This is a genomic window from Agromyces sp. MMS24-JH15, from assembly GCF_043518605.1.
GTDB lineage: Bacteria > Actinomycetota > Actinomycetes > Actinomycetales > Microbacteriaceae > Agromyces.
In genome coordinates, this window is the sequence record NZ_CP171358.1 from 3,559,752 (window position 1) to 3,574,149 (window position 14,398).

12 protein-coding genes are annotated in these 14,398 nt (G+C 73.7%); 3 read left to right on the forward strand and 9 right to left on the reverse strand.

Annotated features, from left to right (window positions below; genetic code table 11):
• Positions 1–38 precede the first annotated feature (38 nt).
• Positions 39–212, forward strand: coding sequence for a hypothetical protein (locus tag ACDF64_RS16235; protein ID WP_394552397.1), 174 nt, complete (start codon positions 39–41; stop codon positions 210–212).
• The gene (locus ACDF64_RS16240) at positions 209–1,873 is read left to right on the forward strand and encodes an alpha-amylase family protein (protein ID WP_394552398.1); all 1,665 of its coding nucleotides are present in this window, start codon (positions 209–211) and stop codon (positions 1,871–1,873) included. Before ACDF64_RS16235 ends, ACDF64_RS16240 begins: the two co-directional genes overlap by 4 nt.
• Positions 1,874–1,927: 54 nt before the next feature.
• Here the strand turns inward: ACDF64_RS16240 and smc are convergent, their stop codons facing one another.
• Complete coding sequence (smc, locus tag ACDF64_RS16245; RefSeq protein WP_394552399.1) at positions 1,928–5,542, reverse strand: chromosome segregation protein SMC; 3,615 nt, start codon at positions 5,540–5,542, stop codon at positions 1,928–1,930.
• A gap of 152 nt (positions 5,543–5,694) precedes the next feature.
• Between smc and ACDF64_RS16250 the strand changes: the two genes are divergently transcribed.
• Positions 5,695–6,789 (forward strand): GNAT family N-acetyltransferase, encoded by a 1,095-nt coding sequence (locus ACDF64_RS16250; protein ID WP_394552400.1) that lies wholly within the window; start codon positions 5,695–5,697, stop codon positions 6,787–6,789.
• On the opposite strand, the gene mutM is transcribed toward ACDF64_RS16250, so the two are convergent.
• The 8 genes from mutM to coaD are packed head-to-tail and all read right to left on the reverse strand — an operon-like array spanning position 6,713 to position 14,380.
• Positions 6,713–7,702, reverse strand: coding sequence for a bifunctional DNA-formamidopyrimidine glycosylase/DNA-(apurinic or apyrimidinic site) lyase (mutM, locus tag ACDF64_RS16255; RefSeq protein ID WP_394552401.1), 990 nt, complete (start codon positions 7,700–7,702; stop codon positions 6,713–6,715). The genes ACDF64_RS16250 and mutM overlap by 77 nt on opposite strands.
• A 1-nt stretch (position 7,703) precedes the next feature.
• Complete coding sequence (gene rnc / locus ACDF64_RS16260) at positions 7,704–8,384, reverse strand: ribonuclease III (RefSeq protein ID WP_394555179.1); 681 nt, start codon at positions 8,382–8,384, stop codon at positions 7,704–7,706.
• Between the two features lie 58 nt (positions 8,385–8,442).
• On the reverse strand, positions 8,443–8,646 hold the full coding sequence (gene rpmF / locus ACDF64_RS16265) for a 50S ribosomal protein L32 (RefSeq protein ID WP_121475449.1): 204 nt from the start codon (positions 8,644–8,646) through the stop codon (positions 8,443–8,445).
• A gap of 9 nt (positions 8,647–8,655) precedes the next feature.
• Positions 8,656–9,186, reverse strand: a complete 531-nt coding sequence (locus tag ACDF64_RS16270) for a YceD family protein (protein WP_394552402.1) — start codon at positions 9,184–9,186, stop codon at positions 8,656–8,658.
• A gap of 38 nt (positions 9,187–9,224) precedes the next feature.
• Positions 9,225–11,561, reverse strand: a complete 2,337-nt coding sequence (locus ACDF64_RS16275) for a DUF3488 and DUF4129 domain-containing transglutaminase family protein (protein WP_394552403.1) — start codon at positions 11,559–11,561, stop codon at positions 9,225–9,227.
• Between the two features lies 1 nt (position 11,562).
• The gene (locus tag ACDF64_RS16280; RefSeq protein WP_394552404.1) at positions 11,563–12,867 is read right to left on the reverse strand and encodes a DUF58 domain-containing protein; all 1,305 of its coding nucleotides are present in this window, start codon (positions 12,865–12,867) and stop codon (positions 11,563–11,565) included.
• Positions 12,868–12,872: 5 nt separating this feature from the next.
• Complete coding sequence (locus ACDF64_RS16285; protein WP_394555181.1) at positions 12,873–13,847, reverse strand: AAA family ATPase; 975 nt, start codon at positions 13,845–13,847, stop codon at positions 12,873–12,875.
• Between the two features lie 41 nt (positions 13,848–13,888).
• Positions 13,889–14,380 (reverse strand): pantetheine-phosphate adenylyltransferase, encoded by a 492-nt coding sequence (coaD, locus tag ACDF64_RS16290; protein ID WP_394552405.1) that lies wholly within the window; start codon positions 14,378–14,380, stop codon positions 13,889–13,891.
• Positions 14,381–14,398 lie beyond the last annotated feature (18 nt).

The following is a 14,398-nucleotide window of genomic DNA, read 5'->3' on the forward strand; positions in this document are numbered from 1 at the left end:
GGGCCGGGCGGGATCGTCGGAGGATCGGAGAGGACCCCATGACCGTCGTCGGATTCCATGCGTCGCACGAGCAGGTGAGCCCGCAGGCACTGCTGCGGGCCGTGCAGCGGGCCGAGGACGCCGGCTTCCAGGCGGCCAGGTGCAGCGACCACCCGGCATCCCGAGCCGGGGCATCCCGAGCCGGGGCATCCCGAGCCGGAGCCGACCGATGAAGGCGGCGAGGCGCGGCGACCTCTGGTGGAAGACCGCCGTGGTCTACTGCCTCGACGTCGAGAAGTACCTCGACTGGAACGACGACGGCATCGGCGACTTCGAGGGCCTCGCCCACCGGCTCGACCACCTCGCCGAGCTCGGCGTCAGCTGCCTCTGGCTCATGCCGTTCCAGCCGTCCCCCCGGCGCGACGACGGCTACGACATCACCGACTTCCAGGCGGTCGACCCGCGCTACGGCAGTCTCGGCGACCTCGTCGAGGTCATCCGGATGGCGCGAGACCGGGGCATCCGCGTGATCATCGACTTCGTCATGAACCACACGTCCGACCGGCACCCGTGGTTCCGCGACGCGCGACGCAGCCGCGACTCCCGCTACCGCGACTACTACGTGTGGCGCGACGAACCGCCCGCCCACCAGGAGCCCGTCGTGTTCCCCGGCGAGGAGACGAGCATGTGGGAGCTCGACGAGCGCACCGGCCAGTACTACGTGCACTCCTTCTACCGCCACCAGCCCGACCTGAACATCGCCAACCCGGCGGTGCGCGACGAGATCGCGACGACCCTCGGGTTCTGGCTGCAGCTCGGGGTGTCGGGGTTCCGGGTCGACGCCGTGCCGTTCCTCATCGAGGCGCCGACCGGCGTCGACATCGGCGACCCGCACGAGTTCCTGCGCGACCTCCGCCGGTACCTCGAGCGGCGATCGGACGACGCGATCCTCCTCGGCGAGGTCAATCTCCCCTACCCGGGGCAGCTCGAGTTCTTCGGCCGCCCGGGCGACCCCGCCGAGCTCACGATGCAGTTCGACTTCCGGGCGATGCAGCGCATGTACCTCTCGCTCGTGCGGGAGGACGCGCGACCGCTCGCCGAGGCGCTCGCCGCGCGGCCCGACCTCCGGATCGAGGCGCAGTACGCGAACTTCGTGCGCAACCACGACGAGCTCACGCTCGACCAGCTCACCGATGCCGAGCGCGAGGAGGTGTTCGAGGCGCTCGCGCCCGACCCCGACCAGCGCATCTACGGGCGCGGCATCGCTCGCCGACTGCCGCCCATGGTCGACGGGGACCCGCGACGGGTGGCCCTCGCGTACAGCCTGCTGTTCGCACTCCCCGGCACGCCGGTGCTGTTCTACGGCGAGGAGATCGGCATGGGCGAGAACCCGGAGCTCGGCGGGCGGATGACGGTCCGCTCGCCCATGCAGTGGAGCAGCGAGCGCAACGGCGGGTTCTCGCGGGCGGACTCCCGCAGGCTCGTCGCGAAGCCGCCCCGCGGCGGGTACGCCCCGGAGCACGTGAACGTGGAGTCGCAACTGCACGACCCCGACTCGCTGCTCGCGACGATCCGGGGGTTCGCGCACCGGTACCGGAGCACCCCCGAGATCGGCTGGGGCCGCTTCGAGGTGCTCGACCAGCCGGTGCGGAGCGTGCTCGCGCATCGCATCACCGGCGAGGACGGCCAGTTCGTCGCGGTGCACAACCTCGGGCCGGAACCCGCACGGGTGCCGCTCGCGCTCGGCCCGGACCCGGCCGACTCACGCCTGAGCGACCTCTTCGACCTCACGACGCTGCCCGTGGACGACCGCGGCCGCGTCGAGGTCGAGGTGGGCGCGTACGGGTACCGGTGGTTCCGGCGGGTGACGTCCGAGGACCGGCGGCTCACCTGAGCCGGGCGGGTCCGCAGGCCCTCGGCCTCGGGCCGACCCGTTCGCCGCCCGCGATCAGCTCGCGCGGCGCTCGCCCTCTTCGCGCACGCGCTGCCCGACGACCGCCGAGACGCCGTCCTGGCGCATCGAGACGCCGTAGAGCGCGTCGGCGATCTCCATCGTGCGCTTCTGGTGCGTGATCACGATGAGCTGGCTCGCGGTGCGCAGGTCCTCGAAGGTCGTGAGCAGGCGGCCCAGGTTCGCGTCGTCGAGGGCCGCCTCGACCTCGTCCATGATGTAGAACGGGCTGGGCCTCGCCTTGAAGATCGCGAGCAGCAGGGCGACCGCCGCGAGCGAGCGCTCGCCGCCCGAGAGGAGCGAGAGCCGCTCGATCTTCTTGCCCGCGGGTCGGACGCTCACCTCGATGCCGGTCGTGAGGAGGTCGTCGGGGTCGGTGAGCGCGATGCTGCCCGCACCGCCCGGGAAGAGGACCGGGAAGACCTCGGCGAACGCGTCGCGCGTGTCCTCGAAGGCCGAGCGGAAGATGGCCTCCATCTTCCCGTCGATCTCCTCGATGATCGTCAGCAGGTCGCGCCGGGTGGCCGCGAGGTCCGCGAGCTGCTCCGTGAGGAACCGGTGCCGCTGCTCGAGCGCGGCGAACTCCTCGAGCGCGAGCGGGTTGACCCGCCCGAGCTGGGCGAGCTTGCGCTCCGCCTGGGCGAGCCGGCGGCGCTGCGCCTCGCGATCGAAGGGCACGGATGCCTCGGGCGCGGCCCCCTCGGACACGGATCCCTCAGCCTCGGATGCCTCGGGCGCGGCGTCGGGCGCCGCGTCGGCGTCGGGCGCGGCCTCCGCGACTTCGATCCCGACCTCGACCGGCACCGGGACACCCGGCCCGTACTCGGCGACGAGCACGTCCTCTTCGAGCCCGAGCTCCGCCTCCGCGCGCTCGACGAGCGCCGCGAGGTGCAGTCGGCGCTCGTAGATCCGCAACTCGAGTCCGTGCACGTCCTCGGTGACGGCGTGCAGGCGCTCGCGCACGACGGCCTCGGCGCGCCGGTGCTCCTGGAGCTCCTCGTTCCGGGTCGACCGCTCCGCCTCGGCGCGCCCGAGCGCCGTGCGCGCCTCGCCCACCGAGCGGTCGACGGAGGCGAGCACCGGCGGGAGCGCCGCGGAGACGCGGCGCGCGGCGTGCAGCTGCGCCCGCCGGATCACCGCACGGCGCGCGGCCTCGACGCGGGCGCGCTGGTCGGCCTCGTACTGGCGCTCCATCGACTGGATGCGCTGCTCCTCGGCGCGGACCCGCTCGCGCGCGGTCTCGAGTCGCAGCCGCGCCTCGACCTCGTCCTCGCGCGCCGCTTCGACGCGCCCGAGGGCGTCGTCGCGCGCGCCCGCGTCCAGGACCGGGCGCGGTTCGATGCCCGCGGCGTCGACGGCGGCCTTCGCGTCGGTCGCCGCGGCTTCGGCCTCGGCGACGCGTTCCTGCGCGTTCGCCGCGGCCGCCGCGAGTCGCTCGCCCTCGGCCTCGGCCGCCTCGGCGCGCACGCGCGCGCGATTGAGCCGCTCGGTCCGCTCGGCGAGACGCACGTCGAACTCGCGGAGCCCGGCGAGCGCGGCCTTCGCGCGCTCCTTCGCCTGGACGAGCCCCTCGCGACGGGCGGCGAGCTCGGCGCCGTTGCGTTCGATCGCCGCGGCGACCTCGGCGAGGCGGCCGTCCGCGAGGTCGCGCTCGGCGCGCAGTTCGATCCGGCTCTGGGTCCGCCCGCTGCCGCCGCGGACGACGTACCGCCCGATGACGGTGCCGTCGCGCGTGATCACGGTCGCCGGCCGGGCGAGCGCCGCGACCGCCGGGGCGAGCCGGCGCGCGGCATCGAGGTCGTCGGCGATGAGCACCTCGGCGAGCAGGCCGCGGACGCCGTCGGGCGCCTCGACCACCTCGGTCGCGGCGACGAGGCCGTCGAGCTCGACGGGTGCCGGCAGGGGCGACCCCGGCACGGCGATCGCGAGCGCCACGCGCCCGAGGTCGTCGGCCTCGGCGCGGCGGAGCGCGTCGTGGGCGGCGTCGAGGTCGTCGACCAGGACCGAGTCCGCGACCGACCCGAGCGCCGCGGCGACGGCGGCCTCGTATCCGGAACGGACGCGCACGTGCTCGGCGAGGAGCCCGCGCACGCCCGACGGCGAGGCGGCGACGAGCGCGGCCGAGCCGTCGCGCTGGTCGAGTGCGAGCGAGAGTGCGCCGACGGTCGCGGCGAGCGAGTCGCGTTCGCGTTCGGCGGCGTGCAGCGCCTCGCGCACCTCCTCGATGCCGGCCTCGGCCTCGAACACCCCGGACTGCGCGAGCTCGTACGCCTCGTCGAGGTCGGTGTCGGCACGCTCGTCGGCGGCGGCCTCGGCCTCCGCGCGCGCGAACTCGTCGGCCGCGGCGCGCCGGCGCTCGGCCGACGCCTCGAGCGCGTTCGCGGTGCGCAGCACCTCGCCGCGCACCGCCGCGAGCTTGGACGCGGCCGCGTCCGCGCGACCGCCGAGCTGGCTCGCGCGCAGGTCGTAGGCGGTCACGAGTGCGGCCTGACGGGAGATCCCCGCGTCGACCTCGTCGAGCGCGCCGCGCGCCGCCGCGGTGACCGTGCCGGCCCGCTCGAGGGCGCCGGCCGCATCGCCGACGCCGGCGCGCAGCCCCTCGAGCTCGGCGACCGCGTCGTCGATCGCCGACCGGGTGACGGCGGGCGCGGCATCCGGCTGCTCCGCCGCGTTCTCGAGCAGCGCGATGCGCTGCCCCGCGAGGTTGGCGATGCCGCGCAGGCGCTCCTGCGCACTCTCGAGCGCGTGCGCGGTCTGCCGCGCGCCGTCGACCTCGTCGCCGCCGCCCTGCTGCTCGAGCGCGGCGAGCTTGCGCTGGTGCTGTTCGAGCTGCTCCTGCAGCACGAGCCGCTCGGCGTGCCGGCCCTGCTCGTCGTGCGCGTGCGCGTCGAGCTCGCGACGCAGCGATACGACCTCGTCGGCGAGGAGTCGCGCACGCGCGTCGCGCACGACGGCCTGGATCGTCGCGGCCTCGCGCGCGACCTCCGCCTGCCGCCCGAGCGGCTTCAACTGCCGCCGGATCTCCCCGGCGAGGTCGCTGAGGCGCGTGAGGTTCGCCTGCATCGCGTCCAGCTTGCGGAGCGTCTTCTCCTTGCGGCGGCGGTGCTTCAGGATGCCCGCGGCCTCCTCGATGAACCCGCGGCGCTCGAACGGGCTCGCGTGCAACACCTGGTCGAGCTGGCCCTGCCCCACGATGACGTGCATCTCGCGCCCGAGACCGGAGTCGCTGAGCAGCTCCTGCACGTCGAGCAGGCGGCACTGGTCGCCGTTGATGGCGTACTCGCTCTGGCCGCTGCGGAACAGCGTGCGCGAGATCGTGACCTCGCTGTACTCGATCGGCAGCGCGCCGTCGGAGTTGTCGATCGTGAGGCTCACCTCGGCGCGGCCGAGCGGCCCGCGCGTCGACGTGCCGGCGAAGATGACGTCCTCCATCTTGCCGCCGCGCAGCGACTTCGCACCCTGCTCGCCCATGACCCACGCGAGCGCGTCGACGACGTTGGACTTGCCGGAGCCGTTGGGCCCCACGATGCAGGTCACGCCGGGTTCGAACGCGAACGTCGTCGGCTGCGCGAAGGACTTGAAGCCCTTCAGCGTCAGGCTCTTGAGGTACATGTCCCCCCGGGGTTCGGCGAAGCGGTGCGGATGCCTCGCACGAGCGTACCCGAGCGGATGCCGCCCACCCGCGCTCCCCCGCCGTTGCCGCCCCGATCGGGGGTCGGTAGGCTGGCGGGCTCCGTGGGGGCGGTGCGAGGGGGACGATGCGGATGCCCGTCGAGATCCGGGACCTCCGGCTGCCCGCGGGCGAGCACGCGGGCGGCGACGACGAGCTCGCCGCGTACGCCGCCCTGATCCGCAGGCTCGACGTCGAGTCGCTCGGCACCGCCGAACTCAGCCGCGACGTCGCCGAGCTCGCCGTGCTGTTCGCCGGCGATCCGTACACGGCGCATCGGCCGCTCGGCGCCTTCGACGACGGACGGCTCGTCGGACTCGCCGAGCTGCAGTGGGAGCTCGACGCCGACGCCGAGACGGCGTACGTCACCATGCTCGGCGTCGCACCCGAACGACGTCGTGCGGGCATCGGCGCGGCCCTGCTCGCCGCGGCGGAACGCGTCGCCGCGGACGCCGGCCGACCGACGACCGTGCTCTCGGGCGAGCACCTCATCGCGGCCGATCCGGGCGACGGCCACCGGCTGCGGGCCCCGCAGGGCGACGCGAGCATCGCGGCCGCGGATCCGGCCGCCGCGTTCGCCAGCGCGCGCGGGTACGCCCTCGGCCAGCTCGACCGCGTGAGCGTGCTCGACGTCGACGGGCGCGCCGCCGAGTTCCGCGGCCTCGCCGCCGCGGCGTCGGCCGAGGCATCCGATGGGTACCGGCTGGTCCCGTGGCGCGACCACGCGCCCGACGATCTCGTGGCCTCGCTCGCGCGCGCCCACGAGCGGATGTCGGTCGACGCGCCGGCGGGCGCGATCGCGTACGAGTTCGAGCCGTGGGATGCCCTTCGAGTGCGCGACGACGAACGACGGGCGATCGCGACGGGTCGATCGAACCTGACGGTCGCTGCGGTCGCGCCCGACGGCGAGGTCGCCGGCTACACCCAGCTGTCGCTCCTGCCGGGCTCACCGGCGGTCGAGCAGTGGGACACGATCGTGCTCGCCGCGCATCGCGGCCACCGGCTCGGGATGCGCCTGAAGCTCGCGAACCTCGTGGCGCTCGCCGAGGCCGATGCCGCCCGCTCGCGCGTCTACACGTGGAACGCCGACGAGAACGCCCACATGCTCGCGATCAACGTGGCGCTGGGGTTCCGCCCGTTCGCGCTCGAGTCGGTGTGGCAGCGGCCGACCCGACCCGGGGCATCCTGAGCCGCTGGCAGCGCGGGCACCGGTGCGACGACCGGTTCATGAACGCCTCGCGCACCATGGGCGTGCCGCACCGCGGGCACGGCAGCCCCGCGCGCCCGTACGCGTTCAGGGAGTGCGCGAAGTAGCCGGATGCCCCGTTCACGTTGACGTACTGCGCGTCGAAGCTGGTACCGCCCTCCGCGAGGGCCTTCTCGAGCACCGACCGGACCGCTGCCAGGAGCTCCCGCACCCGCCGGGTCGACAGGCTCGAGGCCGGCTGCTCACCGTGCAGGCGCACCTGCCAGAGCGCCTCGTCGGCGTAGATGTTGCCGATGCCGCTGACGACGCCCTGGTCCAGCAGCACGCGCTTGATGCCGGACGAACGCTTCGCGAGCGCCTCGGCGAACGCGACGTCGGAGAACGCCGGATCGAGCGGGTCGCGCGCGATGTGCGACACCTGCGAGGGGATGCTCCGCGCCCACGGACCGGTGATCCCGGCCGAGTACCCGGCCACCTCCCCGTCGACGGTCGGCACCAGTGGGTCGATCGCGAGCGACCCGAAGGTCCGCTGGTCGATGAAGTCGACGCGCAGTTCGCCGTGCTCCGGGTGCTCGAGGTGGACGCGGACGCGGGCGTGCCGGTCGTCGCCGGGATGGTCGGGCGTGCGCAGCAGGAGCTGCCCGCTCATCCCGAGGTGTCCGACGACCGCCTCGTCGGCGGCGGCCGCCGAGTCGAGCGGCAGCCAGAGGAACTTGCCGCGTCGGACAGCCGCCAGGATGCGCCGGCCTGCGAGACGGGCCGCGAAGTCGCCCGCGACCGGGTCGTGGCGCGTGAGCGAACGCTCGTCGAGCACGTCGACCGCGACGACGCGGGCGCCGGTCACGGCGGGTGCGAGCCCGGCGCGGACCACCTCGACCTCGGGGAGCTCGGGCACGTCAGCGAGCGTTCAGCGCGGTCCACGCCCCGAGCGCCGCCGCCATCTCGGCCTGCTTCTTGCTCGAGCCCTCGCCGGTCGCCGTCGCGAGGTCGCCGACCGTCACGGTCGCGATGAAGTGCTTGCTGTGATCGGGACCGCTCTCGGCGACGACGTAGACCGGCGGCGTCGCGCCGAGCTTCGACGCGACCTCCTGGAGGCTGGTCTTCGGATCCATCGCAGCACCGAACCGGGCCGGGTCGCGCATGAGCGGACCGACGAGTCGCATCACGAGGTCGGTCGCCGCATCGCCGCCGCAGTCCAGGTAGACCGCGCCGATGATGGCCTCGACCGTGTCCGCGAGGATCGACGCCTTGTCGGCGCCGCCCGTGAGGCGTTCGCCGCGCCCGAGCCGGATGTGCCCGCCGAGTCCGATCGAGCGGCCGACCTCCGCGAGTGCGACACTCGAGACCAGGCTGGCGCGCCGCTTCGCGAGCTCGCCCTCGTCGAGGTCGGGGTGGTCGCGGAACAGTCGCACCGTCACGGCCTGGCCGAGGATCGAGTCCCCGAGGAACTCGAGTCGCTCGTTGGTCGGGATGCCGCCGTTCTCGTACGCGAACGACCGGTGCGTGAGGGCGAGGAGCAGGAGTTCGGGATCCAGCTCGGTCTGCAGCGTGCGCTGCAGCGCGTCGAGCGTGCGGATCTCGCCCTCTCGGAGTCCTCGCCTCGTCACGACCGGTCGTTCGTCGGTCGGGTGCCGACTAGACGTCGGCGACCTTGCGGCCCTTGTACTCGAGGAAGAGCGGGGTGCCCGCCGAGTCCTCGACGACCTTCGCGCGGTGCGGCAGGCTGTACGTGACCTTGCCGTTCTCGATGGTCTTCACGAGCGTCGGAACCGACGCCTTCCACTGCGAACGACGCGCGTGGGTGTTCGCACGGGACAGCTTCCGCTTGGGAACAGCCATGACTCTCTCTCAATCTCTCTCGTCGGCGTCGGATGCATCCGCGCCCTCGTCTTCGGAAGCCGTGAACCCCGCAAGCGCGACCCATCGCGGGTCGCGCTGCTCAGGGGTGACGAGCTCCGGATGATCGGCCAGACGAAGCCCGGTCTCGGGGTCGAGACCCGGGCAGTCCGGCCGGCACACCGGCTGGAACGGCAGTGCCAGCACCACCGCATCTCGGATGAGCGGTTCAAGATCCACGTGGTCGTCTTGAACCCCATACTCGAAAGCTTCGTCTCGATGATACGCGAAAAGCTCCTGGAACTCGACTTCGAGGGGCAGGGCGACGTCGATCAGGCATCGCCCGCACTCGCCCTCGGCGACCGCGTCGATCTCGGCCGTGACGAGGATCCCCTCGTGCACGCTCTCGAGCCGGAGGTCCAGATCGAGCTCCGAACCCGGTCGCACCGCGACGAGTCCCTCGCCGAACTGCTCGGTCGCGCCGACCGCGAACCGATGCTCGCGCATCTCGCCGGGTCGATGGACGAGGTCGCGCACGTTCACGCGGTAGGGGGTCTCCTTGCTGGCCACGAACGACGAGTCTACGCGCCGCGCGCGATGCGTCCGCCCGCCAGTTCGCCGAGAGCGCCGAGCAGCGACGCGGGCAGCAGGCGCGCCCGCCAGCGGGCCGGCGTGGGCGCGTCGTGCTCGAGCGCGTGCAGCACCTCGCCGAGTGCCTCGAGGAGCTCGTCCGGGTCGTGGCCGTGCCGTCCGTCCGGCGTCGGCGGACCGTAGCGCTCGCGCTCGACCGCGTCGCGGAGCACCGAGAGCGCACCCCCCGCATCCTCGGCGAAGGCCGGGCGCGCGGCAAGGGCCGTCGCGAACGTGCGCGGCGTCGCCGACGGCGGAACCGGCACGCCGAGGTCGCGCACGGTCGCGCGCACCTCCGACCACGCGGCCGCCGCGGGTCCCGGTCCGCGCCGCACGCGTCTCCGGCGGCTTCGGCGCTGGCCCGCGCGGAGCAGGGCCGGCGCGAGGAGGACCAGCAGCACGCCGAGCGCCACCGCGGCGACGCGTGCGGACACGCCGAGCACGCCGACCTCGGCGGACGCCGCACCCTGGTTCAGGCCCCGGTCGGGATCCAGTTCCGGCCGCCCCGTCGCCGCGGCCGACGCCCCCGCCGACGACGAGGGGAACGGGTTCGCGGCCCCCGCGTTCTCGCGCGTGTACGCGGGCACCACGCCCCGGCCCGGGGTCGGCTCGAACGGGACCCAGCCGACGCCCTCGAAGTACAGTTCGGGCCACGCGTGCAGGTCGTGGCTGTCGACCTGCACGACGGTCCGACCGTTCACGCGCCCCTCGGTCGACGTCCCGGCCGTGTACCCGACCGCGATGCGCGACGGGATGCCGATCTCGCGGGCGAACACCGCCATCGTCGACGCGAAGTGGACGCAGTAGCCCTGCTTCGCCTCGAGGAACGCCGCGATCACCTCGAAGCCCCCGCCGTCGTAGCCCTCGCGGACCGGGGACTCCGTCGAGTACGAGAACTCGCTGCCCCGCAGCCAGTCCTGGATCGCGACGGCGGCGTCGTAGCGCGTCGGGGCACCCGCGGTGACGGCAGCGGCCGTGTCGCGGATGACCTGGGGCACCTCGTCCGGCAGCGTCAGGAACGGCTGGACGAGGGTCGGCACCCGGTCGCTCGCGGCGCGCAACTGGGAGGGCGTCGGCGACAGGTCGACGAGCGTCGCCGTGTACCGCTGCCCGCTCGTGCTCGTGTCGGCGCTCCGCACCGTCATCGAGAGGCGGTCCCAGAACCACGAGCCGCGCAGCCCCTCGATGGCCGCCGTCGGGTACGGCAACGGCAGCCAGTTCGTGCTCAGCCCGTCCATCGTGACCTGGATCCGGTGCTCCTCGGACTGCACGGCGTTCGCCAGGCCGATGGGCCTCGGCATCTCGTCGACGCCGTTGTCGCTGTCCAGGCCTCGCATCGACACGCCCCAGACCTCGCCCTCGAACCGGTCGAGCGTGAGCAGCGTGAAGTACGGCCGGTCGCCGTGCTCGGTCACGTAGTGGAACGCGTCGACCGGGCCCGGCCGACGCAGGTCGCGGCCGAGGTCGATGAACGGGCTGACGCCGCGCGCGAACAGCGTGCCGTTGCCCCCCGAGCCGACGAACACGCTCGTCGAGATGCTCGGCGTGGCCGCCGTCAGCACCGAGGCCACGATCAGCCCGATCGCGCCCATCCCGACGGTCGCGGCGAGCGTCGGGACGACCGGGATCCGAGCGGGGGCGACGACGGTCGGGGCATCCTCGCCCGCCAGTTCGCGCTCGCGCACGACGCCGATGCGGCGGACGCGCACGTCCACGCGAAGGAGCACCAGGAACGCGGCGGCGGTCGCGATGAGCGTGTGCGGCTGCGCGCCGTCCTCGATGACGAAGCCGGGGATCATGATCGGCACGAGCGCCGGCGCCGCGGCGAGCGCGGGCATCCGGGTGACCTGCACGAGCAGGTCGGCGACGATCGTCACGAGCCCGATGCCGAGCGCGAGCGCGAAGAGCAGCGCCGGCACGGGCACGGCGGGCGGGGACTGCTGCTGGATCGTGACGCGCGCGCCCTCCATGAGCGAGCCGAACAGCCCGAACGTGTCGCCCGTCGGCACGATGAACGCGAAGCTGGTCGTGCCGCCGAAGCACAGCGTGAGCAGCATGACGAACGCGACGCCCTGCAGCAGCGGGACGAGCAGCACCGGCGTGCGGATGGCCCGCAACCCGACGCCCGTGGCGAGCACGCCCGCGGAGACGAACGCGCAGAGCCACCACCAGCCGCTCCCCGCGACGAGCGGTCCGAGCGCAGACGCCGCGCAGACCAGCAGCAGGAACGTCGCACCGGCCAGCTCGGCGCGCTGAGCGACCGAGAGCGGGGGCAGGTCGGGGCGCATGTCAGCCCTCCGCGCCCGAGACGCGCACGCGGCCGACGCCGCCGGTCGAGGCCCACGCGGCCTGGACGTCGCCAGACCAGCGCAGCCGGACGACCCGCCAGTCGGCGTCCTCGAGCACGCGCACGAGCTGGGGCCGCACCGAGTCGAGCACGAACGCGACCGCCGGCGAGAAGGTCGTGCGCAGCGCGACGAGCTGCTGCACGTCCGCGGCGTCGGGATCGACGAGGATCGCGTACCCCGGCGAGGGCGCCTCGCGGCCCGCGCGCGCGGCGGCCGCCGCGACGTCGACACGGCGCGACGCCGTCGGGTCGAGTCGCGCGAGATCCTCGAGCAGCACGCGGTCGCCGCCCGGCATCCGGTAGCCGTCGTCCGACTGGGGCCCCGCGAACCCGCGTGCCGGGTCTGCGACCGTGTCGCACCGGAGCCGGAACCCGCGGCCGAGCAGATGCACGCCGATCGAGGCGGCGAGCTCGACCGCGAGCTCGAACCCCGCCTGCATCGCGTCGTCGTCGCGGACCGCGCGGCCCTCGAGCGTGTCGAGCAGGATCCTGGCCTCCGGATCGGCCCGCTGCTCCTCGTCGCGCACCATGAGCTCGCCGCGCCGGGCCGTCGCCGGCCAGTTCACGCGACGCATCGGGTCCCCGTAGCGGTACTCGCGCGCGATGAGCTCGTCCGAGTTCGGATGCGAGCGCCGCTGGAGGCCGTGAAGTGCGCCGTCGATCGCCGCCACCGAGCCGCTGGTCGGATCGAGCGGCACGACGCGCGGCGTGACCACGAGCTCGTGGGAGGTGCCGACCTGGCGCGACAGGCGTGCGAGCCCGAACGGGTCCGTCGAGGCGACCACGAGCGGCCCGATCGGGAACACGCCTCGGCGCGGCGTCTGCAGCCGGTAGGTCAGCGTCGCGCGGTCGTCGCCGCGGGGCATCGCGGCCTCGTACGCGCCGAGCGCCGGCAGCACCGACTCGGCGGGGGCGCGCATCGGCGCCGGGACGCCATCGTGCCACGCAGCACCGTCGAACGCGCGCACGCTGCGGTTCCGCACGACGATCCGGACCTCGGCCCGCGATCCGGCCGATGCGACGGCGGGCGCGAAGGTCCGGTGCACGAGGAGGCGCGGAACGCGGACGACGACGAACCCGAGCGCCACGAGCGGCACCGCGATCGCGACGAACGCGAGCAGCATCACGTCGCGCAGGTCGAACCAGAGCGTGACCCCGAGCAGCACGACCCCCACCGCCAGCAACGTGGCCCCGCGTCCGGTGAGGCGCGGCGATGCGCCGACGCGGACGGCTCGGGGGTGCGGCATCGGGCTCACTCCCTCCGGGTGCTCCCGACGGGGACCGACGTCTCCGCGACCACGCGGCGCACGATCGCATCGATGAGCGGGCCGCTGTCGTGGTCGTGCGCGCCGAGCGCGCGGCTGGTCGGCATCAGCCGGTGGCCGAGGACCGGCACGGCGAGGGCGTCGATGTCGTCCGGGAGCACGAAGTCCCGGCCGTGCATCGCGGCGTGCGCCTTCGCGGCGCGGACGAGCTGGAGCGTCGCGCGCGGGCTCGCGCCCAGGCGGAGCTGGCGGTCCTCCCTGGTCGCGCGGGCGATCGCGATCGCGTACTCCTTCACCGGCGGCGAGGTGAAGACGTGCTGCACCGCACGGATCATCTCGGCGAACTCGTCGAGCTGCACGACGGGCTCGATGTGGTCGAGCGGGCTCGACGTCTCCCGCATCGAGAGCATCGCGAGCTCGTCGCCCGCGGCGGGGTATCCCATCGAGATGCGCGCCATGAACCGGTCGCGCTGCGCCTCGGGCAGCGGGTACGTGCCCTCCATCTCGATCGGGTTCTGGGTCGCGACGACCGTGAACGGCTGCTCGAGCCGGTACGTCGTGCCGTCCGCGGTGACCTGCCGCTCCTCCATGCACTCCAGCAGCGCCGACTGGGTCTTCGGGCTCGCGCGGTTGATCTCGTCGCCGATGACCAGGTTCGCGAACACCGGCCCCGGCTTGAACTCGAACCGGCGGGTCGACTGGTCGAACACCGACACGCCCGTGACGTCGCTCGGCAGGAGGTCGGGCGTGAACTGGATGCGGCTCACCGTGCAGTCCAGCGACCGGGCGAGCGCCTTGGCGAGCATGGTCTTGCCGACACCCGGCACGTCCTCGATGAGGAGGTGCCCCTCGGCGAGGACGACCGTGAGCGCCGCCGTGACGGCGTCGCGCTTGCCGCTGATGACGGCCTCGACGTTGCGGACGATCCGGGCGGCGCGCTCGCCGACGTCGTCGATCGGCATCACGCCGCCGTCGACGGCGGTCGCGATACCGGACGCGTCGGTCATGACGCCAGCGCCCCCTCGAGGTAGCCCGCGACGGCCGCGGGCACGAACGGCGTCACGTCGCCGCCGAGCGCGGCGACCTGCCGCACGAGCGAGCTCGAGACGTGCGCGTGCTCCGGATCGGGCAGCATGAACACGGTCTCCACGCCCGCGAGGTGACGGTTCACGATGGCCATCGGCGTCTCGTAGGCGACGTCGACCTGCGACCGGATGCCCTTCACGAGCACGGTCGCCCCGACGTCGGTGCAGTAGTCGACCAGGAGCCCCATGCTCCAGGATGCGACCACGATGCGCCCCTCGATGCCGGCCTCCGCGACCGCCTGCTCGATGAGCGAGACGCGTTGCGCGATCGGCAGGAGCGCGTTCTTGTCGGGGTTGTGCACGACGACCACGTGCAGTTCGTCGTAGAGTCCGGCGGCACGCCCGATCACGTCGAGATGCCCGAGGGTGACGGGGTCGAACGAACCCGGAACGACGGCGATCCGCTGCATGCGTCCCAGCGTAGTGCG

Bases quoted from the DNA above. Each gene is read 5' to 3' on its own strand.
- ACDF64_RS16235 (WP_394552397.1), top strand. From the start codon at position 39: ATGACCGTCGTCGGATTCCATGCGTCGCACGAGCAGGTGAGCCCGCAG.
- ACDF64_RS16240 (WP_394552398.1), top strand. From the start codon at position 209: ATGAAGGCGGCGAGGCGCGGCGACCTCTGGTGGAAGACCGCCGTGGTC.
- smc (WP_394552399.1), bottom strand. From the start codon at position 5,542: ATGTACCTCAAGAGCCTGACGCTGAAGGGCTTCAAGTCCTTCGCGCAG.
- ACDF64_RS16250 (WP_394552400.1), top strand. From the start codon at position 5,695: ATGCCCGTCGAGATCCGGGACCTCCGGCTGCCCGCGGGCGAGCACGCG.
- rpmF (WP_121475449.1), bottom strand. From the start codon at position 8,646: ATGGCTGTTCCCAAGCGGAAGCTGTCCCGTGCGAACACCCACGCGCGT.
- ACDF64_RS16275 (WP_394552403.1), bottom strand. From the start codon at position 11,561: ATGCGCCCCGACCTGCCCCCGCTCTCGGTCGCTCAGCGCGCCGAGCTG.
- ACDF64_RS16280 (WP_394552404.1), bottom strand. From the start codon at position 12,867: ATGCCGCACCCCCGAGCCGTCCGCGTCGGCGCATCGCCGCGCCTCACC.
- ACDF64_RS16285 (WP_394555181.1), bottom strand. From the start codon at position 13,847: ATGCCGATCGACGACGTCGGCGAGCGCGCCGCCCGGATCGTCCGCAAC.
- coaD (WP_394552405.1), bottom strand. From the start codon at position 14,380: ATGCAGCGGATCGCCGTCGTTCCGGGTTCGTTCGACCCCGTCACCCTC.